Below are 25,892 nucleotides of genomic sequence, written 5' to 3' on the forward strand. Positions count from 1 at the left end.
GCAGATAATGAAAAAGGTTATGTTAAGCGCTCTGTTACTGTCGTTACCCTTGCTGGGCTACGCGCAGGAACGGTTCCCCTCCCCGGAAGCGGCCGCCAGCGCCTTCGCCGCGGCGGTAGCCGGAAAAAACGAAACGCAGCTTACCGCGCTACTGGGCGATGACTGGCGGCAATTTCTGCCGCCGGAAGGTGCCGATCCCGAGGCCGTGGCCCGCTTCAATCGTGACTGGCGCGAAGGCCATCGCATTGTACAGAAAGACAATACGGCGCACCTGAATGTCGGACGAGAAGACTGGCAGCTCCCGGTGCCCATGGTGAAAGAGACTGGCGGCTGGCGCTTTGATATGGCGGCAGCCGGGAATGAGATCCTCACCCGTACTATTGGGCGAAATGAACTTTCTACCTTACAGGCCATGCATGCTTACGTTGATGCGCAGCAGGATTATTACTTACAAAATCATCGCTGGGCGCACAGGATAATCAGTAGCGAAGGCCAAAAAGATGGCCTGTACTGGCCAACCAAAGCAGGCGACGTCCCCAGTCCGTTAGGCCCAAACTTTAGCCCCGCAGCGCCAGACGAGGGTTACCACGGCTACCATTTCCGTATTATCAGCGATAACGACGGTCACGGCGCGGCGCTTCTGGCCTGGCCGATGCATTACGGCGAAACCGGGGTGATGAGTTTTATGGTCAACCAGGACGATCGTATTTATCAGGCGGATTTAGGCAAGGAGACGGAGAGTAAAGTTCAGGCTATCACGCGTTTTGCGCCAGACGCGCAGTGGCAGGTCGCCGAATAACCCGTAAGCGCCTGGCGTTATCGCCAGGCCATGATCATTAGCCCTGATGCGGCATTAATTCCGGGTGGCCTTGTACCGGCGGCTTGTTGCTGGTCAGCGCGGCTTCATCAGCCTGAATGCTGCCGGAATTGGCCGCCCATACGCCTTCATGCGTGTGGGTGATCTGCTGATGCTGCGCATTCAAATCCTCGCCCATTGCCGCAATATGCGTGCTTTCCGTACCGCCGCTGTTAGTCGCCCAGGGGATGACGGGATCGCTGGCAAATGCCATGCCGGAAATCAACGTCGCAGTTAGCGCTGCTGTTGTCAGAAAAAGTTTCATATATCAAACCTCATAATTAGCTCCCTATTATTTTATAGCGTTACTAATTTCAGGGTGATGACAAAGTAAGGAAAGGTATTTCTTATGAAACAATTAGTTGGTCGAAAATGACAGACAAAGGCACTACCGACGGCATAAGCTTTGAAAAACGTACTGCTGCGGAAAAGATAAATTTTGCGGTTTCGTTATCCTTCGCCATCATTTGACACATCTGATTTGCCATGCATAAAAAAAGCGGCTGTAAAGCCGCTTTTTTGTATCGGGTGGCGCATTGCCACCTACAGAAGATTATTTCTTCTTCGCTTTCGGGTTCGGCAGGTCGGTAATACTACCTTCGAACACTTCAGCAGCCAGACCGACGGACTCGTGCAGAGTCGGGTGCGCATGAATGGTCAGCGCGATGTCTTCCGCGTCACAGCCCATTTCGATCGCCAGACCGATTTCACCCAGCAGCTCGCCGCCGTTGGTGCCGACAATCGCCCCGCCGATCACGCGGTGAGATTCTTTGTCGAAAATCAGTTTGGTCATACCGTCTGCGCAGTCAGAAGCGATAGCACGGCCAGAAGCTGCCCACGGGAAGGTGGCGGTTTCATAGCTGATGCCTTTTTCTTTCGCTTCTTTCTCGGTCAGGCCAACCCATGCCACTTCTGGCTCGGTGTACGCGATAGACGGGATAACTTTCGGATCGAAGTAGTGTTTCTTCCCGGCGATAACTTCAGCGGCAACGTGGCCTTCGTGAACGCCTTTATGCGCCAGCATCGGCTGACCGACGATATCGCCGATAGCGAAGATGTGCGGCACGTTGGTGCGCAGCTGTTTGTCCACGCGGATAAAGCCACGGTCGTCAACTTCCACGCCAGCTTTGCCCGCGTCGAGGTTTTTACCGTTCGGCACACGACCAATCGCCACCAGAACCGCATCATAACGCTGCGCTTCAGCCGGGGCTTTTTTGCCTTCCATCGAAACGTAGATACCGTCTTCTTTCGCTTCAACGGCAGTCACTTTGGTTTCCAGCATCAGGTTGAATTTCTTGCTGATGCGCTTGGTGAAGACTTTAACGATGTCTTTATCAGCCGCCGGGATAACCTGGTCGAACATTTCAACCACGTCAATCTCTGAACCCAGCGCGTGGTATACGGTACCCATTTCCAGACCGATGATACCGCCGCCCATGACCAGCATACGCTTCGGTACTTCTTTCAGTTCCAGAGCGTCGGTAGAATCCCATACGCGCGGGTCTTCATGCGGAATAAACGGTAATTGGATCGGACGAGAACCTGCCGCGATAATCGCGTTGTCGAAGTTGATCACGGTTTTGCCGTTTTCGCCTTCAACTTCCAGGGTGTTCGCCCCGGTGAATTTACCCAGACCGTTGACCACTTTCACCTTACGGCCTTTGGCCATACCCGCCAGACCGCCGGTCAGTTGAGTGATAACTTTTTCTTTCCAGGTACGAATCTTGTCGATATCGGTTTTCGGCTCGCCGAAGACGATACCGTGTTCAGCCAGCGCTTTGGCTTCTTCGATAACTTTTGCTACGTGCAGCAGCGCTTTAGAAGGGATACAGCCGACGTTCAGACAAACACCGCCAAGGGTGTTGTAGCGTTCTACAATTACGGTTTCCAGACCTAAATCAGCGCAACGGAAAGCGGCAGAATAGCCTGCCGGGCCCGCCCCAAGTACCACGACCTGAGTTTTGATTTCAGTACTCATCATGACCTCTTTATTTGTATCCGGCGGTCCGGGGTACTTGATCGCCCATCATCCACCGGGTCGTTCTATCCGCCCGTATCTTACAAAATTGTTAACAATTTTGAAACAACAAACGGATCACGAATTATCGCTTTCGCTAATAACCTCACAAACTCCATGAGATTATCAAAAAAAAGCCGGCCGTCGGGCCGGCTTTTCGCTTACATCACCAGACGGCGAATGTCAGACAACATATTGTTGATAATGGTAATGAAACGCGCACCATCAGCACCATCGATCACACGGTGGTCGAAGGAAAGAGAGATAGGCATCATCAGACGCGGCACAAACTCTTTCCCATTCCACACCGGTTCCATCGCCGACTTAGAAACGCCGAGGATAGCCACTTCCGGCGCGTTAACAATCGGCGCGAAGTGGGTAGTTCCCAGGCCGCCGATGCTGGAGATAGTGAAGCAACCACCCTGCATTTCGCCAGCAGTCAGCTTACCATCACGCGCTTTTTTGGAGATGGTGGTCAGTTCACGAGACAGCTCGGTCACGCTCTTCTTATTCACGTCTTTAAAGACCGGAACCACCAGGCCATTCGGGGTATCAACCGCCACGCCGATGTTGATGTATTTCTTCAGGGTCAGACGCTGACCGTCTTCGGACAGAGAGCTGTTGAAGCGCGGCATCTGTTCCAGAGCAGCGGCAACCGCTTTCATGATGAAGACCACTGGCGTGTATTTCACATCCAGTTTGCGCTTCTCAGCTTCGGCGTTCTGCTGTTTACGGAACGCTTCCAGATCGGTGATATCGGTTTTGTCGAAGTGCGTAACGTGCGGGATCATCACCCAGTTACGGCTCAGGTTCGCGCCAGAGATTTTCTGGATACGGCCCAGTTCCACTTCTTCAACTTCACCAAACTTGCTGAAGTCCACTTTCGGCCACGGCAGCATACCCGGGATACCACCGCCCGCAGCAGCCGGCGCAGCTTCCGCGCGTTTGATTGCGTCTTTCACGTACGCCTGAACGTCTTCGCGCAGAATACGGCCTTTACGACCGGTGCCTTTCACTTTCGCCAGGTTTACGCCAAACTCGCGCGCCAGGCGGCGAATCAGCGGAGTAGCGTGAACGTACGCGTCGTTTTCAGCGAACTCAGACTTGCCTTCCGCTTTGGCAGCCGGGGCAGCAGGCTTCTCAGCTTTCGCCGCCGGAGCCGGTGCCGCCGCTTCCTGTTTAGCCGGAGCGGCCGCAGGCGCTGCGCCTTCTACTTCGAAGACCATAATCAGAGAACCGGTTTTCACTTTATCGCCGGTGCTGATTTTGATTTCTTTCACGGTGCCCGCGAACGGCGCAGGCACTTCCATGGAGGCTTTGTCGCCTTCGACGGTGATCAGCGACTGTTCAGCGGCAACTTTATCGCCGACTTTGACCATCACTTCGGTGACTTCAACTTCGTCGCCGCCGATATCCGGTACGTTAACGTCTTTCACGCCCGTCGCTGCTGCTGGAGCAGCCGCAGCCGGAGCGGCTTCCGCTTTCGCTGGTGCTGCTGCGCCCGCTTCACCCGCCACTTCGAAGACCATAATCAGAGAGCCGGTAGACACTTTATCACCGGTGTTCACTTTGATCTCTTTCACGGTGCCCGCGAACGGCGCCGGCACTTCCATAGAGGCCTTGTCGCCTTCGACGGTGATCAGCGACTGTTCAGCTTCAACGGTGTCGCCTACTTTCACCATCACTTCAGTCACTTCAACTTCGTCACTGCCGATATCCGGAACGTGAACGTCTTTCGCCGCTGCCGCAGCAGGTGCTGCTGCCGGAGCCGCTTCTTTCTTCTCTTCTGCCTTAGCAGGTGCAGCGTCGGCTGCACCGTCGGCGGAATCGAAAATCATGATAAGTGCACCGGTCTCGGTTTTGTCGCCGACAGAGACTTTAATCTCTTTCACGACGCCAGCCTGCGGAGACGGGACTTCCATAGAGGCTTTGTCGCCTTCTACGGTGATCAGCGACTGTTCAGCTTCCACTTTGTCGCCCACTTTGACCAGAATCTCGGTGATTTCAACTTCATCTGTCCCGATGTCCGGTACTTTGATTTCGATAGCCATTATTCTTTTACCTCTTACGCCAGACGCGGGTTAACTTTATCTGCATCGATGTTGAATTTGGTAATCGCATCCGCTACCACTTTCTTGTCGATTTCGCCACGTTTAGCCAGTTCGCCCAGCGCTGCGACAACCACATAAGAAGCATCAACTTCGAAGTGGTGACGCAGGTTCTCACGGCTGTCGGAACGACCGAAGCCATCCGTACCCAGTACGCGATAGTCGTCAGCCGGTACGTAAGTACGAACCTGCTCGGCGAACAGTTTCATATAGTCAGTAGATGCCACTGCCGGAGCGTCGTTCATCACCTGAGCGATGTACGGTACGCGCGGGGTTTCCAGCGGGTGCAGCATGTTCCAGCGTTCACAATCCTGACCATCACGCGCCAGTTCGGTGAAGGAGGTTACGCTGTACACGTCAGAACCTACGCCGTAGTCTTTCGCCAGGATCTCTGCCGCTTCACGCACGTGACGCAGGATAGAACCGGAGCCCAGCAGCTGAACTTTACCTTTGCTACCTTCAAGGGTTTCGAGTTTGTAGATACCTTTACGGATACCTTCCTCGGCACCTGCTGGCATGGCCGGCATGTGGTAGTTTTCGTTCAGGGTGGTGATGTAGTAGTAAACGTTCTCTTGTTTCTCACCGTACATACGCTCCAGACCATCATGCATGATGACAGCCACTTCGTAAGCGTAAGCCGGGTCGTAAGAGATACAGTTCGGGATAGTCAGCGACTGAATGTGGCTGTGACCATCTTCGTGCTGCAGACCTTCGCCGTTCAGCGTAGTACGACCGGAAGTCCCGCCGATCAGGAAGCCGCGAGCCTGCTGGTCGCCAGCCTGCCAGCACAGGTCGCCGATACGCTGGAACCCGAACATAGAGTAGTAGATGTAGAACGGGATCATCGGCAGATCGTTGGTGCTGTAAGAGGTCGCCGCAGCCAGCCAGGATGCGCCTGCGCCCAGCTCGTTGATACCTTCCTGCAGAATCTGGCCCTTCTCGTCTTCTTTGTAGTAAGCAACCTGCTCACGGTCCTGCGGGGTGTACTGCTGGCCGTTCGGGCTGTAGATACCAATCTGACGGAACAGACCTTCCATACCGAAAGTACGCGCTTCGTCGGCGATGATCGGTACCAGGCGATCTTTGATCGACTTGTTCTTCAGCATCACGTTCAGGGCACGCACGAAAGCGATCGTAGTGGAAATCTCTTTGCTTTGCTCTTCCAGCAGCGCGCCGAAATCTGAAAGTTGAGGCAGCTCTAACTTCTCGGTGAAGTTCGGCTGACGGCTCGGCAGGTAGCCATGCAGCGCCTGACGGCGTTCATGCAGGTATTTGTGTTCTTCAGAACCTTCCGGGAAGGTAATGTACGGCAGTTTTTCGAGATCAGCATCAGCAACCGGCACGTTGAAACGATCGCGGACGTAACGCACGCCGTCCATGTTCATTTTCTTCACCTGGTGAGCGATGTTTTTGCCTTCCGCGGTGTCGCCCATGCCGTAACCTTTAATGGTATGGGCCAGGATTACGGTCGCTTTGCCTTTGGTTTCCTGCGCTTTTTTCAGTGCCGCGTAGACTTTCTTCGGATCGTGACCACCGCGGTTCAGCGCCCAAATCTGCTCGTCAGTCCAGTCGGCCACCAGCGCGGCGGTTTCCGGGTATTTACCGAAGAAGTGCTCACGCACGTAAGCGCCGTCTTTGGATTTGAAGGTCTGGTAGTCGCCGTCAACGGTTTCGTTCATCAGCTGGATCAGTTTACCGCTGGTGTCTTTACGCAGCAGTTCATCCCAACGACCGCCCCACATGACTTTAATAACGTTCCAGCCAGCACCTGCAAAGATGCCTTCCAGTTCGTTAACAATCTTGCCGTTACCGGTGACCGGACCGTCAAGACGCTGCAGGTTACAGTTGATAACAAAGACCAGGTTGTCCAGTTTTTCACGGGTGGCGATGGTGATCGCGCCTTTGGATTCCGGCTCGTCCATCTCGCCGTCGCCGAGGAAGGCGTAAACGGTCTGTTTAGAGGTATCTTTCAGGCCGCGGTGTTCCAGATATTTCAGGAATTTCGCCTGGTAGATAGCACCGATTGGGCCCAGACCCATAGAGACGGTCGGGAACTGCCAGAATTCCGGCATCAGTTTCGGGTGCGGATAGGAAGAGAGGCCATTGCCGTGAACTTCCTGACGGAAGTTATCCATCTGTTCCTGGGTCAGACGACCTTCCAGGAACGCGCGAGCGTAGATGCCCGGAGAGATGTGGCCCTGGAAGTACACCAGGTCGCCGCCATCCTGTTCGTTGCGCGCACGGAAGAAATGGTTAAAACAGACATCATAGATCGTGGCGGAAGACTGGAAGGACGCCATGTGGCCGCCCAACTCAAGGTCTTTTTTAGACGCGCGCAGCACGGTCATGATGGCGTTCCAGCGGATCGCAGAACGAATGCGACGTTCCAGCTCCAGATTACCCGGGTATTCCGGTTCGTCTTCAACGGCAATAGTGTTGATGTAATTACTGGCCCCTGCGCCTGCCGCGACTTTCACGCCGCCTTTACGAGCTTCAGAAAGCAGTTGGTCAATCAGATACTGAGCGCGCTCAACACCTTCTTCACGGATGACCGATTCGATCGCCTGTAGCCAGTCGCGAGTTTCGATCGGATCCACGTCATTTGGGAAACGTTCTGACATGGGGGTATTCCTTATCTATCTAATACGTTGAGTTATCTGGAACCTGTCCCATTAAACTTTCGTCAGAAAGCTTAATAAGACAGGTTCTGCGTTTATTGCCTGGCCCATAAGGTGTAATTGTTGCAGCCAGTTTGGTCACGGACAGCGCGGAACAACCGGAACGTACACGTAGTACGTGAGGATTGTGAGCACTGCCCAGGACCAAAATGGCAAATAAAATAGCCTTATGGGCCTGGCATTTAGTTGCCGCGCACATTTTTGCGCTTTATTCACAACATCTTCTGGTTAACGTTCTGCCAGAAAAAACTAATTCTTGCGCTGTTCCAGGCGGCGTAAAGCGCGTTCACGACGGCTCTCCTCACGGCTTCTGTCCAGCATAATCTCTTCGATAAACGCCAGATGTCGGTGTGACGCTTCACGCGCTTCTTCTGGTTTTCCGGCCATAATGGCTTCAAATATACGGGTGCGATGCGTACTCACCAGCGGCAGCATCTCCCGACGCGCATACAGCAATTCGAAGTTCTGCCGCACATTTTGCGCCAGCATCGGCTCCATACACCTTAGCAGATGAAGCAATACCACGTTGTGCGCCGCTTCGGTGACGGCGATTTGATACTGGAGCACGGCTTCGGACTCGGCATCCAGATCGCCGGACTCTTGCGCCAGCTCAATGGCATGGTGCAGCTCGCGAATACGGTCTTTATCTTCGTCGGTGCTGCGCAGCGCCGCGTAATAAGCCGCAATGCCTTCCAGCGCATGGCGCGTTTCGAGCAGGTCAAACTGGGATTCAGGGTGATCGGAGAGCAGTTCCACCAGCGGGTCGCTAAAGCTCTGCCACAGGCTGCTCTGCACGAAGGTTCCGCCGCCCTGGCGACGAAGCAACAATCCCTTCGCTTCGAGACGTTGAATCGCCTCGCGCAAGGAGGGACGGGAGACGTCGAACTGTTTTGCCAGTTCACGTTCCGGTGGGAGTTTTTCTCCGGGACGCAATGTTCCCTCAAGGATTAAAAACTCCAGCTGCTGCTCGATCACATCGGAGAGTTTTGGTTGGCGGATTTTGCTGTAGGCCATGATTTCCTGTCTTAAGCCATTTGCCCGGAGTCAATTGGTCTTACCAATTTCATGTCTGTGACGCTAAAGTAACAAAGTATTCACCTTCTGTCCATACAGGTTTTGATTGAAATCAGTAAAGGAGGCACATTTTAACAATTTTACAGAAATCATGTTTCAAAACTGTAACTGTGCACAAATGTTAAATTTACCCACCAGGAGGTAGATTTAACGTATTTGAAACGATAAAAAATCTCATCTGAACCGATTCAGCAGCAGATTAAATGCATTTTTATGCATAAATAATGAATAAAAATAAATCAACCTTTGTAAGGGAAAATAAAAGGAGGTATTTACAAGTGCTTTCTTTTTACGCAACTCGTCATCACCCCTGCACAAAGCAGGTGCATTCGCGGCCACATACCATTATTCTGATCAAGACGAAAGAGTTGAAGTGACATTTAAAAAAACGAACCTGTAAATAAATCAATACAAAAAGCGGAATTGCAAACTTACACACGCACTACTGCATCGTTCAAAATAAGCGCGTTATGAATAAACCGCGCCCGATACACGAGGTTTTATGATGGACAGTCAGCAGCACGGCGAGCAGCTCAAGCGCGGCCTGAAAAACCGCCATATTCAGCTTATCGCATTGGGCGGCGCGATAGGGACAGGCTTGTTCCTGGGAAGCGCCTCCGTTATTCAGTCGGCGGGGCCAGGAATTATCCTGGGCTATGCGATTGCAGGCTTTATTGCCTTTCTGATTATGCGCCAGCTGGGAGAGATGGTGGTTGAAGAACCGGTCGCTGGCTCTTTTAGCCACTTCGCCTATAAATACTGGGGCGGCTTTGCCGGATTCGCTTCCGGCTGGAACTACTGGGTGCTGTACGTATTAGTTGCCATGGCGGAACTGACCGCAGTGGGTAAATATATCCAGTTCTGGTATCCGGAGATCCCCACCTGGGCTTCTGCGGCAGCCTTCTTTGTGATTATCAACGCCATCAACCTGACCAACGTTAAAGTGTTCGGTGAGATGGAGTTTTGGTTCGCCATTATTAAAGTGATCGCCGTCATCGCTATGATTCTGTTCGGCGCGTGGTTACTTTTCAGCGATACCGCTGGTCCGCAGGCCACCGTGCGCAACCTGTGGGAACAGGGCGGCTTTCTGCCGCATGGCTGGACCGGGCTGGTGATGATGATGGCCATTATTATGTTTTCGTTCGGCGGACTGGAGCTGGTAGGGATCACCGCCGCTGAAGCCGATAACCCGGAACAGAGCATTCCCAAAGCCACCAATCAGGTTATCTATCGCATCCTGATTTTTTATATCGGCTCGCTGGCGGTTCTGCTTTCGCTGCTGCCATGGACTCGCGTCACCGCCGATACCAGCCCGTTTGTTCTTATCTTCCATGAGCTGGGCGATACGTTTGTCGCCAATGCGCTGAATATCGTGGTTCTCACCGCCGCGCTATCGGTTTATAACAGCTGCGTTTACTGCAACAGCCGTATGCTGTTCGGTCTGGCCCAGCAGGGAAATGCGCCGAAAGCGCTGCTGAACGTCGATAAACGCGGCGTGCCGGTGAGCTCCATTTTGGTTTCCGCCGTCGTGACGGCGTTGTGCGTGCTGCTCAACTACCTGGCTCCAGAGTCCGCATTCGGACTGCTGATGGCGCTGGTGGTCTCCGCGCTGGTCATTAACTGGGCGATGATTAGCCTTGCCCATATGATGTTCCGTCGCGCGAAACAGCAGCAAGGCGTGAAAACCCGCTTCCCGGCCCTGTTTTATCCGTTCGGCAACGTTCTCTGCCTGCTGTTTATGGCGGCGGTATTGATCATTATGCTGATGACGCCAGGTATGGCGATCTCCGTGTGGCTGATTCCGGTATGGCTGCTCATCCTGGGCGTCGGCTACCTGTGTAAAGAAAAAACGGCAAAAACGGTGAAAGCCCACTGATCGTGGCATTACTTTTCCGCCCTCCCCGTCCGGGGAGGGTGTTATCTGCCTCACAGTTTCCCACGTATAACCATTTTATCCATATCAGCGGCGTGATCCTGCTACGCAAATAAAAGCTCGCAGGCGAATAATTACCGCCATCATCTGATGGGGAGAAGTCTCAATGGATAAGGGCAGACTTTCGGTAAGAGAGAAAATCGGGTATGGCATGGGCGACGCCGGATGTAACATTATTTTTGGCGCTATCATGCTGTTTGTTAATTATTTTTATACGGATATTTTTGGTCTTGCCCCGGCGTTAGTCGGTGTTTTACTCCTTTCAGTACGCGTTATCGATGCCGTTACCGATCCGGTGATGGGCGCGCTTGCCGATCGTACCCAAAGTAAATATGGTCGTTTCCGCCCCTGGCTACTGTGGATTGCATTTCCCTACGCGCTGTTCAGCGTGCTGATGTTCACGACGCCGGACTGGGGCTATAACAGCAAAGTTGTCTATGCTTTCGTCACCTATTTTCTGCTTTCTGTGACCTACACCGCCATCAATATTCCCTATTGCTCACTGGGCGGCGTGATCACCAATGATCCAAAAGAGCGCGTGGCCTGTCAGGCTTATCGCTTCGTGTTAGTCGGCATCGCGACGCTGTTGCTATCGTTAACGCTATTGCCGATGGTGGACTGGTTTGGCGGCGGCGACAAAGCCAAAGGCTATCAGTTGGCGATGACCGTGCTGGCGATTATCGGCATGGGTATGTTTCTGTTCTGCTTTGCCAGCGTCCGCGAACGCGTTCGCCCTGCCGTTCCGACGCACGATGATATGAAGAATGATTTCAAAGACGTGTGGAAAAACGATCAGTGGGTACGCATTCTGCTATTGACCTTATGTAACGTCTGCCCGGGGTTTATCCGTATGGCGGCGACCATGTATTACGTCACCTGGGTGATGGGACAAAGCACCCATTTCGCTACGCTTTTTATTAGCCTTGGCGTGGTCGGTATGATGATCGGCAGTATGCTGGCAAAAGTCTTAACCGATCGCTGGTGTAAATTGAAGGTATTTTTCTGGACCAATATCGCGCTGGCGATTTTCTCCTGCGCGTTCTATTTCTTTGATCCGAAAGCTACCGTGATGATAGTGGCGCTCTACTTTCTGCTCAATATTCTGCATCAGATCCCTTCCCCGTTGCACTGGTCGCTGATGGCGGACGTCGATGATTACGGCGAATGGAAAACCGGCAAACGCATTACCGGTATTAGCTTCTCCGGTAATCTGTTCTTCCTGAAACTGGGCCTGGCGATTGCCGGGGCGATGGTCGGCTTTTTGCTCTCCTGGTACGGTTATGACGCCAGCGCCAAAGCGCAAAGCGCCTCGGCGATGAACGGTATTATGCTGTTGTTTACCGTTATCCCCGGCGTTGGATATCTGATTACCGCAGGCGTGGTACGTCTGCTGAAAGTTGACCGTGAACTGATGAAAAAAATCCAGGACGATTTGGAAAAACGTCGCACTAATTACCGCGAATTGAGTGAGTTGCAGGAGCTCAAAGCCGCTGAAAGCGTAAGGAAAGCCTGATGGCAAACTGGCCAAACCCGTTTATTGAACAACGTGCCGATCCGTTTATTTTACGCGACGGCAGCGATTACTACTTTATTGCCTCCGTACCGGAATATGACAGGCTGGAAATCCGCCGGGCTGATTCGCTGGAAGGGTTGCGCGCCGCCGACCCCGTTGTCGTCTGGCGCAAACCGGAAAGCGGCCCGATGAGCCAGCTCATCTGGGCACCGGAAATGCACCGCATCAACGGCAAGTGGTACATCTATTTTGCCGCTACCCATACTCAAGCGCTTGATAAGCTGGGAATGTTCCAGCACCGTATGTTTGCCCTGGAGTGCGCCGATGCCGACCCTCTCACCGGCAAGTGGACGGAGAAAGGTCAGATTAAAACACCGTTTGATACCTTCGCCCTCGATGCCACCACTTTTTATCATCAGGGAAAGCAGTGGTATCTGTGGGCGCAAAAAGCGCCGGATATTGCCGGTAACTCAAATATTTATCTGGCTGAACTGGAAAACCCGTGGACTCTTAAAGGCGAGCCGGTAAGACTCAGTAAGCCAGAGTACGACTGGGAGTGTCGGGGTTTTTGGGTTAACGAAGGTCCGGCCGTCGTGGTGCATGGCGACAAGCTGTTTATCAGCTATTCGGCCAGCGCCACCGATGAAAACTACTGTATGGGGTTACTGTGGATTAACGTAAACGACGATCCGCGCGATCCGGCCAACTGGCATAAATCACCGCGCCCGGTCTTTACCACCAGCTATGAAAATCGCCAGTATGGGCCGGGACATAACAGCTTTACGCAAACGCCGGAAGGTGAAGATGTACTGGTGTACCACGCGAGAAATTACACCGAAATTGAAGGCGATCCGTTGTACGATCCCAACCGCCATACGCGTCTGAAACGGGTGCGCTGGGACGAAAACGGGATGCCTGATTTTGGCGTGCCGCCAGCCGATACGATCTAAGCCGTTGCACTGCCCGGTGGCGCTAACGCTTACCGGGCCTACAGATTTTTCCATTGTAGGCAGCATAAGCGTTAGTGCCATCGGCACAACGCTACACTAATGCCCCATAAATGGTGAGCAACGCAATAATCACCACCACCACAAACGAGGCCTTCTTCGCCATCGACACCGCCGCTTTGGGGGTTTCTACTTTGTCAGTATGCGGTTCGCGCGCCAGTGAGAACTGCGCCAGACGTGTGAGCACCTGATATTGCGAAGTATGCAGATCCGCCAGCGAGGCAAACCAGGCCGGCAACGCTTTCTCGCCATGCCCCAGTAATGCATACACTACGCCCGCCAGACGTACCGGAATCCAGTCCAGCACATGAAGAATAGCGTCAATGCCGGATTGCAAACGTTGGTGCGGCGTCTGATAGCGCGCCAGCCAGGTCTGCCAGGCCCGTAAAAACGCATAGCCCACCAGCGTTACCGGCCCCCATGGACCGCCAACGATAAACCAAAATAGCGGTGCGAGGTAAAAACGGAAATTTATCCATAACAACGCATTTTGCAGCTCACGCAAAAATTCACGCTCATTACAATCCGGCGGCACGCCGTGAATCAGCGTAAGCTCGCTGGCCATCGCCTCGCAAGGATGCGGATCGTTACGGGACGCCGCTTTCAGCCAGGCGTGATAATGTACTCGCACTTTGCCCGCGCCGATACACAGCACGCCCAGGAGAATCCACACCACCAGCGTCGGCACGTTAAATAGCAGCCCTTTTAACGCCTGGAGCAGTAGAAAAGTCACCACCATCGCGATCGCCGTCATTCCCATCGTGCGCAACATCGAAAAATGCGTAATCCGACGGAATAGCGCCTCCAGCCGATGATCGAGCTGCCAGTGCTCGCCCAGCTTAAACAGGCGCTCGACAATCAGCACCAGTAATGTCGTAAACAGCGTCATGTCATCTCCTTGTGCGACGAGAGGGCTACCAAAGCGCGAAAGCGCGGCCAGTCAAAGGCAGGGCCAGGGTCCGTTTTGCGGTCAGGCGCAATGTTGCAGTGTCCGGTCATATTGTCGGCGATCGCCGGATAGCAAGCGATAAGCGTGCGCGTCACGGCGGCTAGCTGCTGATACTGCGCATCGGTATAAGCCAGCGTATCCGTCCCCTCCAGCTCAATACCAATGGAGAAATCATTACAACGTTCCCGCCCCTGATAGTTTGACACGCCCGCATGCCACGCACGCTTATCAAAAGGCACATACTGAACGATTTCACCGTCGCGACGAATCAGACAATGGGCCGAAACACGAAGATGAGCGATTTCTGCAAAAAAAGGATGGGCGTCTGGATCTATCGTTCCGGTGAATAATGCATCGATCCACGGACCGCCAAACTCGCCGGGGGGCAGGCTAATATTATGCACCACCAGCAAGGACGGTTTTTCGTCATCCGGACGGCAATCATAATGCGGAGAAGGGACGCGTCGCGCCTCTACCAACCAACCCTTATCTGGCAACATGCAGAGTCTCCTTTTGAGTGGTGCTTATAGCTGCTTCAGAGTAGCATGTTTCTACCTTATGATTCGTTAGCAATTTGGAGTTTTATCATGCCGCCTCGCCGTTATAACCCAGACGACCGACGTGACGCGCTACTGGAACGCATTAATCTCGATATCCCTGCCGCCGTTGCTCAGGCGCTGCGTGAAGATTTAGGTGGAGAAGTCGATGCTGGCAACGATATCACCGCGCAACTTTTGCCGGCAGATACGCAAGCCCATGCCACGGTGATCACTCGTGAAGACGGCGTTTTCTGCGGCAAGCGCTGGGTTGAAGAGGTCTTCATCCAACTGGCGGGCGATGATGTGCGCCTCACCTGGCATGTCGATGACGGCGACGCCATTCATGCCAACCAAACAGTGTTTGAACTGAACGGTCCCGCTCGCGTATTGCTGACCGGCGAGCGCACGGCGCTAAACTTTGTCCAGACCCTTTCCGGCGTCGCCAGTGAAGTACGCCGCTACGTTGGACTGCTGGCTGGCACCCAAACCCAGTTGCTCGACACGCGTAAAACGCTGCCGGGTCTGCGCACCGCGCTCAAATATGCGGTTTTATGCGGCGGCGGCGCCAATCATCGTCTGGGCCTCACTGACGCGTTCCTGATTAAAGAAAACCATATCATCGCCTCCGGTTCGGTTCGTCAGGCGGTGGAAAAAGCGTTCTGGCTACATCCGGACGTGCCGGTAGAAGTCGAGGTCGAAAATCTGGATGAACTGGACGATGCGCTGAAAGCAGGCGCGGATATTATCATGCTGGATAATTTCAACACCGACCAGATGCGCGAGGCGGTGAAACGCGTCAACGGCCAGGCGCGGCTGGAAGTATCCGGCAACGTCACCGCGGAAACCTTACGCGAATTTGCTGAAACCGGGGTGGATTTCATCTCCGTTGGCGCGCTGACCAAGCACGTACGCGCGCTCGATCTCTCCATGCGTTTTCGCTGATCCTCTCCACCCGATGGCGCTGCGCCGTCGGGTCTATAAATCACCTGTCCGTAGATCCGCGTCGTGATTCGGTAAAATATTCGTAGCGCCTCGCAATAACGTTGCCGTGTCATGTAACGCAGCGAAAATCTTCAGAATCCGCCTTCCCATTTTACCTTTTGCCGCTCGCCTGCTCTTTCCTCGTTTGCCACAGTAGCGCCAGCTAACTCAAGGAGCGAACAATGGAAAAACAACGCGGTTTCACGCTTATCGAACTGATGGTCGTTATTGGCATCATCGCCATTTTAAGCGCCATTGGCATTCCGGCTTACCAGAACTATCTGCGTAAAGCGGCGCTGACGGATATGTTGCAAACGTTTGTCCCCTACCGTACCGCCGTCGAACTCTGCGCTCTGGAACATGGAGGGACGAGCACATGCGATGCGGGCGTCAACGGTATCCCCTCGCCCGTTATCACCCGTTATGTTTCGGGCATGAGCGTGGAAAAAGGCGTCATCACGCTTACCGGCCAGGAGAGTCTGAGCGGGCTTAGCGTCATCATGACGCCCGCCTGGGACAATGCTAACGGCATTACCGGCTGGACGCGTAACTGCAATATTCAAAGCGACAGCGCGTTACAACAGGCTTGTGAAGATGTCTTCCGTTTTGACGCCAACTAAGGAGACAAGATGAAAGACGCTCAGCTCAATACCTTGTGTCAACGTCATCAGGCTGTACTGATCAATAGCGCCAGCAACAGTATCACTGTTGCGGTGGTCGACGCGCCCTCTCATGCGTTACTGGACGCTCTGCATTTCGCCACGCAAAAACAGATTGATATTGTGTGCTGGACTCGCCAGCAAATGGAAAATCATCGGCATAAGCCGGATCAGGCACCCTCGGCAAACGCCGCGAAAGGCGGAGAAACCGCGGCCCAGCTTCTCAATCAGATATTACGCTCGGCGATGGCGAAACGCGCCTCTGATATCCATCTCGAACCAGGCGCCAGCCGCTACCGGATAAGGCTCCGCATCGATGGTGTTCTTCATATTCTGCAGGACATCGCCAAAGAGACGGGGCTTGCGCTGACGGCCAGATTGAAAGTCCTGGGAAATTTGGACATCGCTGAACATCGGCTGCCGCAGGACGGGCAATTTACCGTTGACCTGACGGGAGACAGCATCTCTTTTCGTATCGCCACGCTTCCCTGTAAAGAAGGCGAAAAAGTCGTCTTACGGTTGTTGCATCAGGTTGAACAAACGCTGGATCTGGACACGCTGGGCATGTACGGGGCACAACTTACCGCTTTTAGACAAGCCCTACAGCAACCTCAGGGGCTGGTACTGGTGACTGGCCCCACCGGTAGCGGAAAAACGGTCACGCTATACAGCGCGCTACAAACCCGGAATACGCCGGGTATCAACCTCTGTAGCGTTGAGGATCCGATAGAAATTCCACTGGATGGGATTAACCAGACGCAGATCCATCCCCGCGCCGGGCTCACCTTTCAAAATGTGCTGCGCGCGCTTTTACGCCAGGACCCTGACATCATCATGGTAGGTGAAATTCGTGACGGCGACACCGCAGAAATCGCCATTAAGGCGGCACAAACGGGCCATCTGGTACTTTCAACGCTCCATACGAACTCCACCAGCGAAACCCTGATACGTTTGCAGCAAATGGGCGTAGCACGCTGGATGATCTCATCGGCGCTTACGCTGGTGGTAGCGCAACGCCTGGTAAGGAAGCTTTGCCCGCACTGCAAACAGCGTCTGAGCGATCCCGTGGTGCTATCGCCCAATCTTTGGCCCAGCGCGCTACCGCGCTGGCAGGCAAACGGCTGTCAGCATTGCTACCACGGCTTTTATGGCCGAACCGCGTTATTCGAAGTGTTAACCGTTACCCCGGCATTACGTCAGTTAATTGCGAGCGGCGCATCGGCGCAAGCACTGGAAGCCCACCTCCAACAGACCGGTACAGGGACGCTTTTTGAAAATGGCTGTCGCGCCGTTGAACAAGGCATGACGTCCTTTGAAGAGATACTGCGCGTTCTGGGAATGCCCCATGAGCGTTAAACAGCTCTGGCGCTGGCAAGGCGTTAACGATAAAGGTCAACTGGAACAAGACGTTATATGGGTGGACAATCGTCTGGCGCTGATCATCACCCTGCAACATCAGCGCATTATGCCGCTTCGTATCAAGCGCATGGGCGTTAACGCCGCACTGTGGAAAGAAGAGCAAAGCGCTGAAATTATTCATCAGTTGGCCACGCTCATTCATGCCGGGCTGACGCTTTCTGAAGGGCTGGAACTCCTTGCGCAACAGCATCCACACCGACAATGGCAAGCGCTGTTGCGCACGCTGGCTCACGAGCTTGAACAGGGCGTCCCTTTTTCCAGCGCATTAGTCTCCTGGCCGCAGGTATTTCCGCCGCTCTACCAGACGATGATCCGCACCGGAGAACTGACCGGCAAACTGGCCGAATGCTGCTTTGAACTGGCTCGTCAGCAAAAAGCGCAACGGCAGATTACGGTTAGCGTGAAAAAGGCGCTGCGCTATCCCGTCATTATTCTGACAATGGCCGCCCTGGTCGTTTTCGCCATGCTGCACTTTGTTCTGCCGGAATTTGCCGCCATTTACCGTAGCTTCAATACCCCGCTCCCTCTTCTGACGCGCGGTATTATCGCGATAGCGCAATGGGGGTCGACATGGGGTTGGCTCATCTTGTTCCTGACGATGCTCATTGCTATCGCTCACCGCAGGGTAAAACAAAAACCGTCCTGGCAAGCGCAGCGGCAACGACTTCTGCTACGGCTTCCCGTTATGGGTCGCCTGATAAGAGGCCAGAAACTAGCGCAAATATTCACCGTACTGGCATTGACCCAAAGCGCAGGCATTCCTTTTCTTCAGGGGCTGGAAAGCGCTATCGAGAGTCTCGGCTGCCCTTACTGGTCACAGCGTTTAACGCAGGTACATCAGGAGATCGCCGCGGGCAATCCGGTCTGGTTGGCGCTAAAAAATACCCAGGAATTTAGTCCGCTATGCCTGCAACTGGTCAGAACGGGCGAAGCGTCCGGCTCACTCGATATCATGCTGCATAACCTTGCCCGTCACCACAGTGAAACTACGCTGGCGCTGGCCGATAATCTGGCGTCGCTGTTGGAACCGGCGTTATTGATCATCACCGGCTTAATTATCGGTACGCTGGTGGTGGCGATGTATTTGCCGATTTTTCATCTGGGAGACGCGATGAGCGGGATGGGATAAGGCTGGCGCACATTTACGCCAGCCAGAATATTAGAGGCTATTGAAAATGCGGTTTTCTTGTTCCTGCACCCGAATAAAGGTGGTGCGTTTGGTCAACTCTTTCAGGCGAGACGCGCCGACATAAGTGCAGGCTGAGCGTAGACCGCCCAGGATATCGCGGGCAGTATTGCCCACCGGCCCACGCAGCGGCAATTTAACCGTTTTACCTTCTGCCGCGCGGTATTTCGCAACGCCGCCGACATGACGGTTCATCGCAGATTCCGAACTCATGCCGTAGAACAGCATAAATTTCTCGCCGTTCTCTTCTACCACGCTGCCGCCGCTCTCTTCGTGACCCGCCAGCATGCCGCCCAACATAACGAAATCCGCGCCGCCGCCGAAGGCTTTTGCTACGTCGCCTGGCATGGTGCAGCCGCCATCGCTGACGATCATGCCGCCCAGGCCATGCGCCGCGTCAGCGCATTCGATAACCGCCGACAGTTGCGGATAACCAACGCCGGTTTTTACACGCGTCGTGCATACGGAGCCAGGACCAATTCCCACTTTCACGATATCGGCGCCGGAGAGGATAAGCTCTTCGCACATCTCGCCCGTTACCACATTGCCTGCGCAGATTGTTTTTGTCGGCCATGCTTCACGTGCTTTCGCGACGAACTGCACAAAATGTTCTGAATAGCCATTGGCCACATCAATACAGACAAAGTTCAGCGCAGGATTCAGCGCCAGAATCTGCACGGTTTTTTCGAAATCAGCATCAGAGGTCCCGGTGGAAACCATCACATGCTTGAGAACATCAGCCGAAGCCGTGTTGATAAAAGCTGCCCACTCTTCAACGGTATAATGTTTATGTACAGCAGTCAGAATATCAAACCCGGCCAATGCTTGCGCCATTTCAAACGTCCCGACGGTATCCATATTGGCCGCAATAATCGGTACGCCAGACCAGGTCTGACCTGAGTGTTTAAAGGTGAATTGACGTTCCAGTTCGACATCGGAACGGCTTTTGAGGGTAGAACGTTTAGGACGGATAAGAACGTCTTTGAAACCTAACTTCAGATCTTCTTCAATACGCATGTGCGGATTCCTGGGGTTAATGGCGAAAAATCGAAACTCACAACTCCAGTGACGCTATCATACGCACTAATCATGGCCGTACAAGACTGCGAAATTCTCTTTTTTTACGTTACAATCCCATAAATTTACCTGGCGAATAGTAGGTTAATGCTCAGAGCGCATCGTCTTTGTATGTTTAAAATTTAACCTTTTGATTGTCAAACTAAAATTCCGGAAGCTGGAGATATGAGGTATACCGTAGCCTTAACCGGCGGTATTGGCAGCGGTAAAAGTACCGTCGCTGATGCCTTCGCTGACCTCGGAATAACCGTCATTGACGCGGATATTATCGCGCGCCAGATGGTTGAGCCAGGGCAGCCCGCCCTGAACGCAATAGCGGAACATTTTGGTTCTGAACTTATCGCCGCCGACGGCACGTTACGTCGCCGGGCGCTGCGTGAGCGTATTTTTTCGCATCCGGAAGAAAAAGCCTGGCTTAACGCTCTGCTTCATCCCTTAATTCAGCAGGAAACCCAACGACAGTTTCAACAGGCTACGTCGCCCTATGTGTTATGGGTTGTGCCTCTGCTGGTTGAAAACAGGCTGTATCAAAAAGCCAACCGCGTACTGGTGGTTGACGTGACGCCCGAAACGCAGCTCATACGCACAATGCAGCGTGATGATGTTACGCGCGAGCATGTTGAACACATTCTCGCTGCGCAGGCGACGCGTGAAGCGCGCCTTGCCGTGGCGGACGATGTTATTGATAATAACGGCGCACCGGATGCTATCGCATCAGATGTGGCCCGCCTGCACGCCAGTTATCTTAAGCTCGCGTCGCAGTTTGTCTCACAGGAAAAACCGTAATGCACACCCAGGTCCTATTTGAACACCCTCTCAATGAGAAGATGCGTACGTGGCTGCGCATAGAGTTTTTGATCCAACAGCTCTCCATCAACCTGCCAATTGCAGACCATGCTGGCGCACTGCATTTTTTCCGTAACATCAGCGATCTACTGGATGTGTTCGAACGGGGCGAAGTCCGTACCGAACTGCTGAAAGAACTGGAGCGCCAGCAGCGTAAATTACAGGCCTGGGTTGAGGTTCCCGGCGTCGATCAAGACCGTATTGAAGCCCTGCGCCAGCAGTTAAAATCCGCGGGCAGCGTGCTAATCTCCGCCCCGAGGATTGGCCAGCAGCTACGCGAAGATCGCTTGATTGCCCTTGTGCGTCAACGCCTAAGTATTCCTGGCGGCTGTTGCAGTTTCGATTTACCCACTCTGCATATCTGGTTGCACCTACAACAGGCGCAGCGCGACGCCCAGATTGAAAGCTGGCTTGCCAGCCTGAATCCCCTCACCCAGGCGCTGACTTTGGTGCTTGATCTGATCCGTAATTCAGCGCCTTTCCGTAAGCAAACCAGCCTGAACGGTTTTTATCAGGATAACGGGGACGACGCCGATTTGCTGCGTCTTATGCTGACGCTCGATTCACAACTTTATCCGCAAATTTCCGGCCATAAGAGCCGTTTTGCCATTCGCTTTATGCCGCTGGATAGTGAAAATGGTCTGGTGCCGGAGCGTCTTGATTTTGAACTGGCCTGTTGCTAAGGAGTAAAAATGTCTGACGTGACCGTCGTAAACTGTCCGACCTGCGGTAAACCGGTCGTCTGGGGGGAAATTAGCCCCTTCCGCCCATTTTGTTCTAAACGCTGTCAGTTAATTGATTTGGGCGAATGGGCCGCCGAAGAGAAACGAATCGCCAGCAGCGGCGACCAGTCTGATAGCGACGACTGGAGCGAAGAGCGCTAACGGTGATGGCTCTGTTGAGACGGCAATATCGCCTTATGACAAAAATAATCAATAAATACGCGTAGTTTTGGCGCCATATGCGCGCGGCCGGGATAATACCAATAAACCGGCGAGATTAGGCTATAACAGAAACGTAGCCGCCACTGCGCCAGAAAACCCTGGCGCGTTATCACTGACCCTAAGCCCGCAGGAGCTGGCGGCAATTGAGGCGGTTTTTCCTCACGACGCCGCGGCCGGCCCCCGCTACTGGCCGGAAATTATGTCGACATTAAATCGCTAATAAGATCGATGGGGATCGTGTTGCGATCCCCCACTAAGGCGCAAATTGGCGTAATTTACGAATAATCGGTTCATTGGCCGGCGGAAAATCGTCCGTATTCAACGCGTTTTGCGCGATCCACCGTCCCGGCTGCCCTTCTTTCCCCCACGGTTCGCCCTCCCAGCGTTCAACCAGCCAAAACCACAGCGTAATGTGTCGGTCCGGGAATTGATATTCCAGAGTGTCGAATAATGTCACCTGTGTTGGCGTAATCCCCACCTCTTCCTGTAGCTCCCGGATCAACGCCTGCTCTGGTGTTTCGTCGGCTTCAATTTTTCCGCCGGGAAATTCCAGCTTGTTCGCCATATGCGCATCAGCGGCGCGTCGGGTAATAAAAATTTCGTCGTTCGGGTTGCGGATAATCCCAACCGCGATTTGCAGTTTTTTCATCTTGTTGCATCCATAAAAAAGGCGCAGTCGCCTGCGCCTTTTTATCTGTGTTCAATGCCAGGCCGAATAAGCGTAGCGCCCTTCGGCAATAATGCCAGCACCGACCTGATGGCAACACATTATGTCTTATCAGGCCGGTAAGTTTATCGCATCAGCTCAGGCGACCGTGACACTGTTTGTATTTCTTACCGGAACCACAAGGGCAAGGATCGTTACGTCCAATCTTACGTTCGCCGGTTTGGGCGGCCAGATCGGCAGCCACGGCGGTATCGTCATCCTGATGGCTTAGCTGCTGCATCTGCGCCAGGCGCTCCGCCTCTTCGCGACGCTGCATTTCCATCGCTTCGACCTCTTCCGGCATACGTACCTGGACTTTGCTCAGGGTACTGATCACTTCATATTTCAGCGATTCCAGCATCGCGGCGAACATAGCGAAGGATTCGCGCTTGTATTCCTGCTTCGGATCTTTTTGCGCATAGCCGCGCAGATGAATACCCTGACGCAGGTAATCCATCGCCGCCAGATGCTCTTTCCACAGGGAATCGAGCGTTTGCAGCATCACGCCTTTTTCGAAATGACGCATCATTTCAGCGCCAACCACCTCTTCTTTACGCTGATACACCTCGATGGACTGCGCCAGGATGCGCTCACGCAGCGTCTCCTCATGCAGCTCCGGCTCTTTATCCAGCCATTCGGCAATCGGCATCTCCAGGTCGAAGTCGTTTTTCAGGCGTTCCTGCAAACCCGGGATATCCCACATCTCTTCCAGCGACTGCGGCGGAATGTAGGCGTCGATAGTCGCCTTAAAGACATCTTCGCGAATGCTGTTAATGGTGTCGCTCACGTCAGACACATCCAGCAGTTCGTTACGCTGGGTATAAATTGCACGGCGCTGATCGTTCGCCACATCATCATATTCCAGCAGTTGCTTACGAATATCGAAGTTACGGCTTTCTACTTTACGCTGCGCGTTAGCGATAGCTTTCGTCACCCACGGGTGCTCAATCGCTTCGCCCGGCTTCATCCCCAGTTTACGCATCATACCGGAGACACGATCGGAGGCGAAAATACGCATCAGCGCATCTTCCATCGACAGGTAGAAACGGGAAGAACCCGGATCGCCCTGGCGACCGGAACGGCCACGCAGCTGGTTGTCGATACGGCGGGATTCATGGCGCTCGGTGCCAATGATATGCAGACCGCCGGCAGCCAGAACCGCGTCATGGCGTACCTGCCAGTCCGCTTTAATCTGCGCAATCTGTTCTTCCGTCGGCGCTTCCAGCGCGGCGACTTCCGCCTGCCAGCTACCGCCCAGCATAATATCGGTACCACGACCCGCCATGTTAGTAGCGATAGTGACCGCCGCTGGATAACCAGCCTGCGCAACGATGCCTGCTTCGTTGGCGTGGAATTTTGCGTTCAGGACGTTATGTTTGATGCCCGCTTTGGTCAGCTCTCTGGAGACCACTTCAGATTTCTCGATAGAAATCGTCCCGACCAGCACTGGCTGACCGTTCGCGGTACGCTCTTTAATATCTTCGATAATGGCCTGGATTTTTTCCGCTTCGGTCATGTAGACCAGATCCGGCAAATCTTTACGGATCATCGGACGGTTGGTCGGAACAACGACGGTGTCCAGCTTATAGATAGAACTAAATTCGAAGGCTTCAGTATCCGCCGTACCGGTCATACCGGCCAGCTTTTCATACAGACGGAAGTAGTTCTGGAAGGTAATAGACGCCAGCGTCTGGTTTTCATTCTGAATTTCAACGCCTTCTTTCGCTTCTACCGCCTGGTGCAGACCGTCAGACCAGCGACGCCCCTGCATGGTACGACCGGTATGTTCATCAACAATGATGACTTCGCCGTCTTTCACAATGTAATCCACGTCACGGGTAAACAGCGCGTGCGCGCGCAGCGCGGCGGTGACGTGATGCATCAGCATAATATTGCCAGGCGAGTAGAGCGACTCGCCTTCATCCATAATGCCTTCTTGCACCAATAGCTCTTCAATCAGCACCAGACCGCGTTCGGTCAGGTTAACCTGGCGCGCTTTCTCATCAACGGAGAAGTGCCCTTCGCCCTGGAAAGTGTCAGAATCTTCTTTCTCCTGACGAATCAGGTGCGGAATGATTTTGTTCACTTTTTTGTACATTTCCGAGCTATCTTCCGCCGGGCCGGAAATAATCAGCGGCGTACGCGCTTCATCGATCAGGATGGAGTCGACCTCATCCACCAGCGCATAATGCAGTTTACGCTGCACGCGCTCTTCCGGGCTGAACGCCATGTTGTCGCGCAGGTAGTCAAAACCGTATTCGTTGTTAGTGCCGTAAGTGATGTCGGCAGCGTAAGCTTCACGTTTGGCTGGCGCAGGCATACCTGGCAGGTTGATACCAACGGACATACCGAGGAATTCGAATAGCGGACGGTTGTTTTCGGCGTCACGCTGCGCCAGATAGTCGTTCACGGTTACCACATGAACGCCTTTGCCGGACAGCGCGTTCAGGTAGGCTGGCAGCGTTGCGGTCAGCGTCTTACCTTCACCAGTACGCATTTCGGCGATACAGCGATCGTTGAGCACCATACCACCCAATAGCTGAACGTCGAAGTGACGCATCCCAAAGACGCGTTTACTGGCTTCACGCACCACCGCGAACGCTTCCGGAATCAGGCTCTCTACGCTTTCGCCTTTTTCAATACGGGCGCGAAATTCGTTGGTTTTCGCTTTCAGTTCGTCATCGGAGAGTTTTTCCATCTCCGGTTCCATCGCATTAATAAGGCTGACGGCCTTACGCATACGACGCAGCGTACGATCGTTACGGCTACCGAATACTTTGGTTAATAATTTGATTAGCATAATAAAGTCTCAAATGCCCCGCGCCGCGGAGCTACAAATAAAGTAAAAGGGTCTTTTTTCGTTAGCTGAGACGTTGCGGACCGGCGCGGATACCCTGCGCCTGACTTATCCAGGCCGGGATGCTAAATGCGGTTTGTGGCGCAAAATACGCCAGGGAGAGGCGGCGAACAATCGCCGGCGGCGTGCCCTCCTGCGTGAGCATCGCGCTGAGCGTATTCAGTAAGGCGATATGATGCGCCTGTAATGGCGACGGCGCGTCGGCAACGGGCAGCGTTTGCGGCGCCATTGCAAAAGAAAGGTGGCGAATCACCGTGCGAATAGCGTGCTGATGCCAGTAATCTACGGTGAAATTGGGACGACGGTTAGAGGCTTCTAACAGCGCAAGATGGCTAAAGTTAACTTTAGACGCGGTGCTGGCGGTCGTCCTTGCAGGCGTATTGGTTTCAGCGGCGTTACTGAGCGCGGGCAAACCAAAACTCGCCGCGACCATCCCTAATAAGAGATGCGGCCAGAAGTATCGTCTGCCTAACTGTCGCCAGCGCGTCAGTATTCCACTCACGTCATTGCCACCTGATATGCCCCTCATGGGCTTACGGAATC

22 protein-coding genes and 2 pseudogenes are annotated in these 25,892 nt (G+C 53.7%); 12 read left to right on the forward strand and 12 right to left on the reverse strand.

Translation table 11 applies throughout. The features are described 5' to 3' along the window. Window positions 1-7: 7 nt before the first annotated feature. Window positions 8-799, forward strand: a complete 792-nt coding sequence (locus ABVN44_RS17845; RefSeq protein WP_000757452.1) for a DUF2950 family protein — start codon at window positions 8-10, stop codon at window positions 797-799. Between the two features lie 37 nt (window positions 800-836). On the opposite strand, the gene ABVN44_RS17850 is transcribed toward ABVN44_RS17845, so the two are convergent. The 5 genes from ABVN44_RS17850 to pdhR all read right to left on the reverse strand — a co-directional run bounded on the left by ABVN44_RS17850 (window position 837) and on the right by pdhR (window position 8,673). Next, window positions 837-1,121, reverse strand: coding sequence for an outer membrane protein (locus tag ABVN44_RS17850; RefSeq protein WP_000765363.1), 285 nt, complete (start codon window positions 1,119-1,121; stop codon window positions 837-839). Between the two features lie 288 nt (window positions 1,122-1,409). Continuing rightward, window positions 1,410-2,834 carry a dihydrolipoyl dehydrogenase gene (gene lpdA, locus ABVN44_RS17855; RefSeq protein ID WP_001519338.1) on the reverse strand — a complete coding sequence of 475 codons (1,425 nt, stop codon included), beginning with the start codon at window positions 2,832-2,834 and terminating at the stop codon, window positions 1,410-1,412. 200 nt (window positions 2,835-3,034) lie between these two features. Then, window positions 3,035-4,924 (reverse strand): pyruvate dehydrogenase complex dihydrolipoyllysine-residue acetyltransferase, encoded by a 1,890-nt coding sequence (aceF, locus tag ABVN44_RS17860; RefSeq protein WP_000963594.1) that lies wholly within the window; start codon window positions 4,922-4,924, stop codon window positions 3,035-3,037. A 14-nt stretch (window positions 4,925-4,938) separates the two neighbouring features. Beyond that, window positions 4,939-7,602, reverse strand: coding sequence for a pyruvate dehydrogenase (acetyl-transferring), homodimeric type (aceE, locus tag ABVN44_RS17865; RefSeq protein ID WP_023232455.1), 2,664 nt, complete (start codon window positions 7,600-7,602; stop codon window positions 4,939-4,941). Between the two features lie 306 nt (window positions 7,603-7,908). Beyond that, on the reverse strand, window positions 7,909-8,673 hold the full coding sequence (gene pdhR / locus ABVN44_RS17870; RefSeq protein WP_000331771.1) for a pyruvate dehydrogenase complex transcriptional repressor PdhR: 765 nt from the start codon (window positions 8,671-8,673) through the stop codon (window positions 7,909-7,911). A gap of 562 nt (window positions 8,674-9,235) precedes the next feature. Between pdhR and aroP the strand changes: the two genes are divergently transcribed. The 3 genes from aroP (at window position 9,236) to ABVN44_RS17885 (ending at window position 13,129) form a co-directional block, all read left to right on the forward strand. Continuing rightward, the gene (gene aroP / locus ABVN44_RS17875) at window positions 9,236-10,609 is read left to right on the forward strand and encodes an aromatic amino acid transporter AroP (RefSeq protein WP_000969487.1); all 1,374 of its coding nucleotides are present in this window, start codon (window positions 9,236-9,238) and stop codon (window positions 10,607-10,609) included. 163 nt (window positions 10,610-10,772) lie between these two features. Continuing rightward, window positions 10,773-12,179, forward strand: coding sequence for a glycoside-pentoside-hexuronide (GPH):cation symporter (locus ABVN44_RS17880; RefSeq protein ID WP_000357539.1), 1,407 nt, complete (start codon window positions 10,773-10,775; stop codon window positions 12,177-12,179). Further along, complete coding sequence (locus ABVN44_RS17885) at window positions 12,179-13,129, forward strand: family 43 glycosylhydrolase (protein WP_000024771.1); 951 nt, start codon at window positions 12,179-12,181, stop codon at window positions 13,127-13,129. The genes ABVN44_RS17880 and ABVN44_RS17885 overlap by 1 nt, the downstream gene beginning before the upstream one ends. Window positions 13,130-13,220: 91 nt before the next feature. Here the strand turns inward: ABVN44_RS17885 and ampE are convergent, their stop codons facing one another. After that, window positions 13,221-14,075 (reverse strand): beta-lactamase regulator AmpE, encoded by an 855-nt coding sequence (ampE, locus tag ABVN44_RS17890; protein WP_000172039.1) that lies wholly within the window; start codon window positions 14,073-14,075, stop codon window positions 13,221-13,223. Then, entirely contained in the window at window positions 14,072-14,635 is a 564-nt protein-coding gene (gene ampD, locus ABVN44_RS17895) for a 1,6-anhydro-N-acetylmuramyl-L-alanine amidase AmpD (RefSeq protein WP_000936326.1), read from the reverse strand. The genes ampE and ampD overlap by 4 nt, the downstream gene beginning before the upstream one ends. 87 nt (window positions 14,636-14,722) lie before the next feature. Between ampD and nadC the strand changes: the two genes are divergently transcribed. The 4 genes from nadC (at window position 14,723) to hofC (ending at window position 18,862) form a co-directional block, all read left to right on the forward strand. Next, on the forward strand, window positions 14,723-15,616 hold the full coding sequence (gene nadC, locus ABVN44_RS17900) for a carboxylating nicotinate-nucleotide diphosphorylase (RefSeq protein ID WP_001135136.1): 894 nt from the start codon (window positions 14,723-14,725) through the stop codon (window positions 15,614-15,616). Window positions 15,617-15,837: 221 nt separating this feature from the next. Continuing rightward, a complete protein-coding gene (gene ppdD / locus ABVN44_RS17905) occupies window positions 15,838-16,275 on the forward strand; it encodes a prepilin peptidase-dependent pilin (RefSeq protein ID WP_000414989.1) in 438 nt (145 codons plus the stop codon). A 9-nt stretch (window positions 16,276-16,284) separates the two neighbouring features. Next, window positions 16,285-17,670, forward strand: coding sequence for a type II secretion system protein GspE (gene gspE, locus ABVN44_RS17910; RefSeq protein ID WP_023232454.1), 1,386 nt, complete (start codon window positions 16,285-16,287; stop codon window positions 17,668-17,670). Further along, the gene (hofC, locus tag ABVN44_RS17915) at window positions 17,660-18,862 is read left to right on the forward strand and encodes a protein transport protein HofC (protein WP_023232453.1); all 1,203 of its coding nucleotides are present in this window, start codon (window positions 17,660-17,662) and stop codon (window positions 18,860-18,862) included. The genes gspE and hofC overlap by 11 nt, the downstream gene beginning before the upstream one ends. A gap of 30 nt (window positions 18,863-18,892) precedes the next feature. Here the strand turns inward: hofC and ABVN44_RS17920 are convergent, their stop codons facing one another. After that, window positions 18,893-19,936: a GMP reductase gene (locus ABVN44_RS17920; RefSeq protein WP_001217365.1), complete on the reverse strand. Its 1,044-nt coding sequence runs from the start codon at window positions 19,934-19,936 to the stop codon at window positions 18,893-18,895. A gap of 225 nt (window positions 19,937-20,161) precedes the next feature. Here ABVN44_RS17920 and coaE point away from each other — a divergent pair, with 225 nt between their 5' ends. Genes coaE through yacG form a run of 3 tightly spaced genes read left to right on the forward strand, consistent with a single transcriptional unit; the run spans window position 20,162 to window position 21,726 of the window. Continuing rightward, on the forward strand, window positions 20,162-20,782 hold the full coding sequence (gene coaE, locus ABVN44_RS17925; protein WP_001270913.1) for a dephospho-CoA kinase: 621 nt from the start codon (window positions 20,162-20,164) through the stop codon (window positions 20,780-20,782). Continuing rightward, window positions 20,782-21,525 carry a cell division protein ZapD gene (gene zapD / locus ABVN44_RS17930; protein ID WP_000557441.1) on the forward strand — a complete coding sequence of 248 codons (744 nt, stop codon included), beginning with the start codon at window positions 20,782-20,784 and terminating at the stop codon, window positions 21,523-21,525. Before coaE ends, zapD begins: the two co-directional genes overlap by 1 nt. A gap of 9 nt (window positions 21,526-21,534) precedes the next feature. Continuing rightward, a complete protein-coding gene (gene yacG / locus ABVN44_RS17935) occupies window positions 21,535-21,726 on the forward strand; it encodes a DNA gyrase inhibitor YacG (protein WP_001286419.1) in 192 nt (63 codons plus the stop codon). On the opposite strand, the pseudogene ABVN44_RS17940 reads toward yacG, so the two are convergent. Continuing rightward, window positions 21,723-21,830, reverse strand: a pseudogene (locus ABVN44_RS17940) (LysR family transcriptional regulator); the annotation flags it as partial. The gene yacG and the pseudogene ABVN44_RS17940 sit on opposite strands and share 4 nt — an antisense overlap. 35 nt (window positions 21,831-21,865) lie before the next feature. Between ABVN44_RS17940 and ABVN44_RS17945 the strand changes: the two are divergent. Next, window positions 21,866-22,006: pseudogene (locus ABVN44_RS17945) on the forward strand (aldo/keto reductase); the annotation flags it as partial. A 33-nt stretch (window positions 22,007-22,039) separates the two neighbouring features. Here ABVN44_RS17945 and mutT read toward each other — a convergent pair. The 3 genes from mutT to secM form a co-directional block, all read right to left on the reverse strand. Then, window positions 22,040-22,435 (reverse strand): 8-oxo-dGTP diphosphatase MutT, encoded by a 396-nt coding sequence (gene mutT / locus ABVN44_RS17950; protein ID WP_000736058.1) that lies wholly within the window; start codon window positions 22,433-22,435, stop codon window positions 22,040-22,042. 151 nt (window positions 22,436-22,586) lie between these two features. Continuing rightward, on the reverse strand, window positions 22,587-25,292 hold the full coding sequence (secA, locus tag ABVN44_RS17955; protein ID WP_000905757.1) for a preprotein translocase subunit SecA: 2,706 nt from the start codon (window positions 25,290-25,292) through the stop codon (window positions 22,587-22,589). A 61-nt stretch (window positions 25,293-25,353) separates the two neighbouring features. Beyond that, on the reverse strand, window positions 25,354-25,851 hold the full coding sequence (gene secM, locus ABVN44_RS17960; RefSeq protein WP_000014336.1) for a secA translation cis-regulator SecM: 498 nt from the start codon (window positions 25,849-25,851) through the stop codon (window positions 25,354-25,356). Window positions 25,852-25,892: the final 41 nt, after the last annotated feature.

This window comes from Salmonella sp. SJTUF15570 (genome assembly GCF_043357055.1).
In the GTDB taxonomy this organism is placed as follows: domain Bacteria; phylum Pseudomonadota; class Gammaproteobacteria; order Enterobacterales; family Enterobacteriaceae; genus Salmonella; species Salmonella enterica.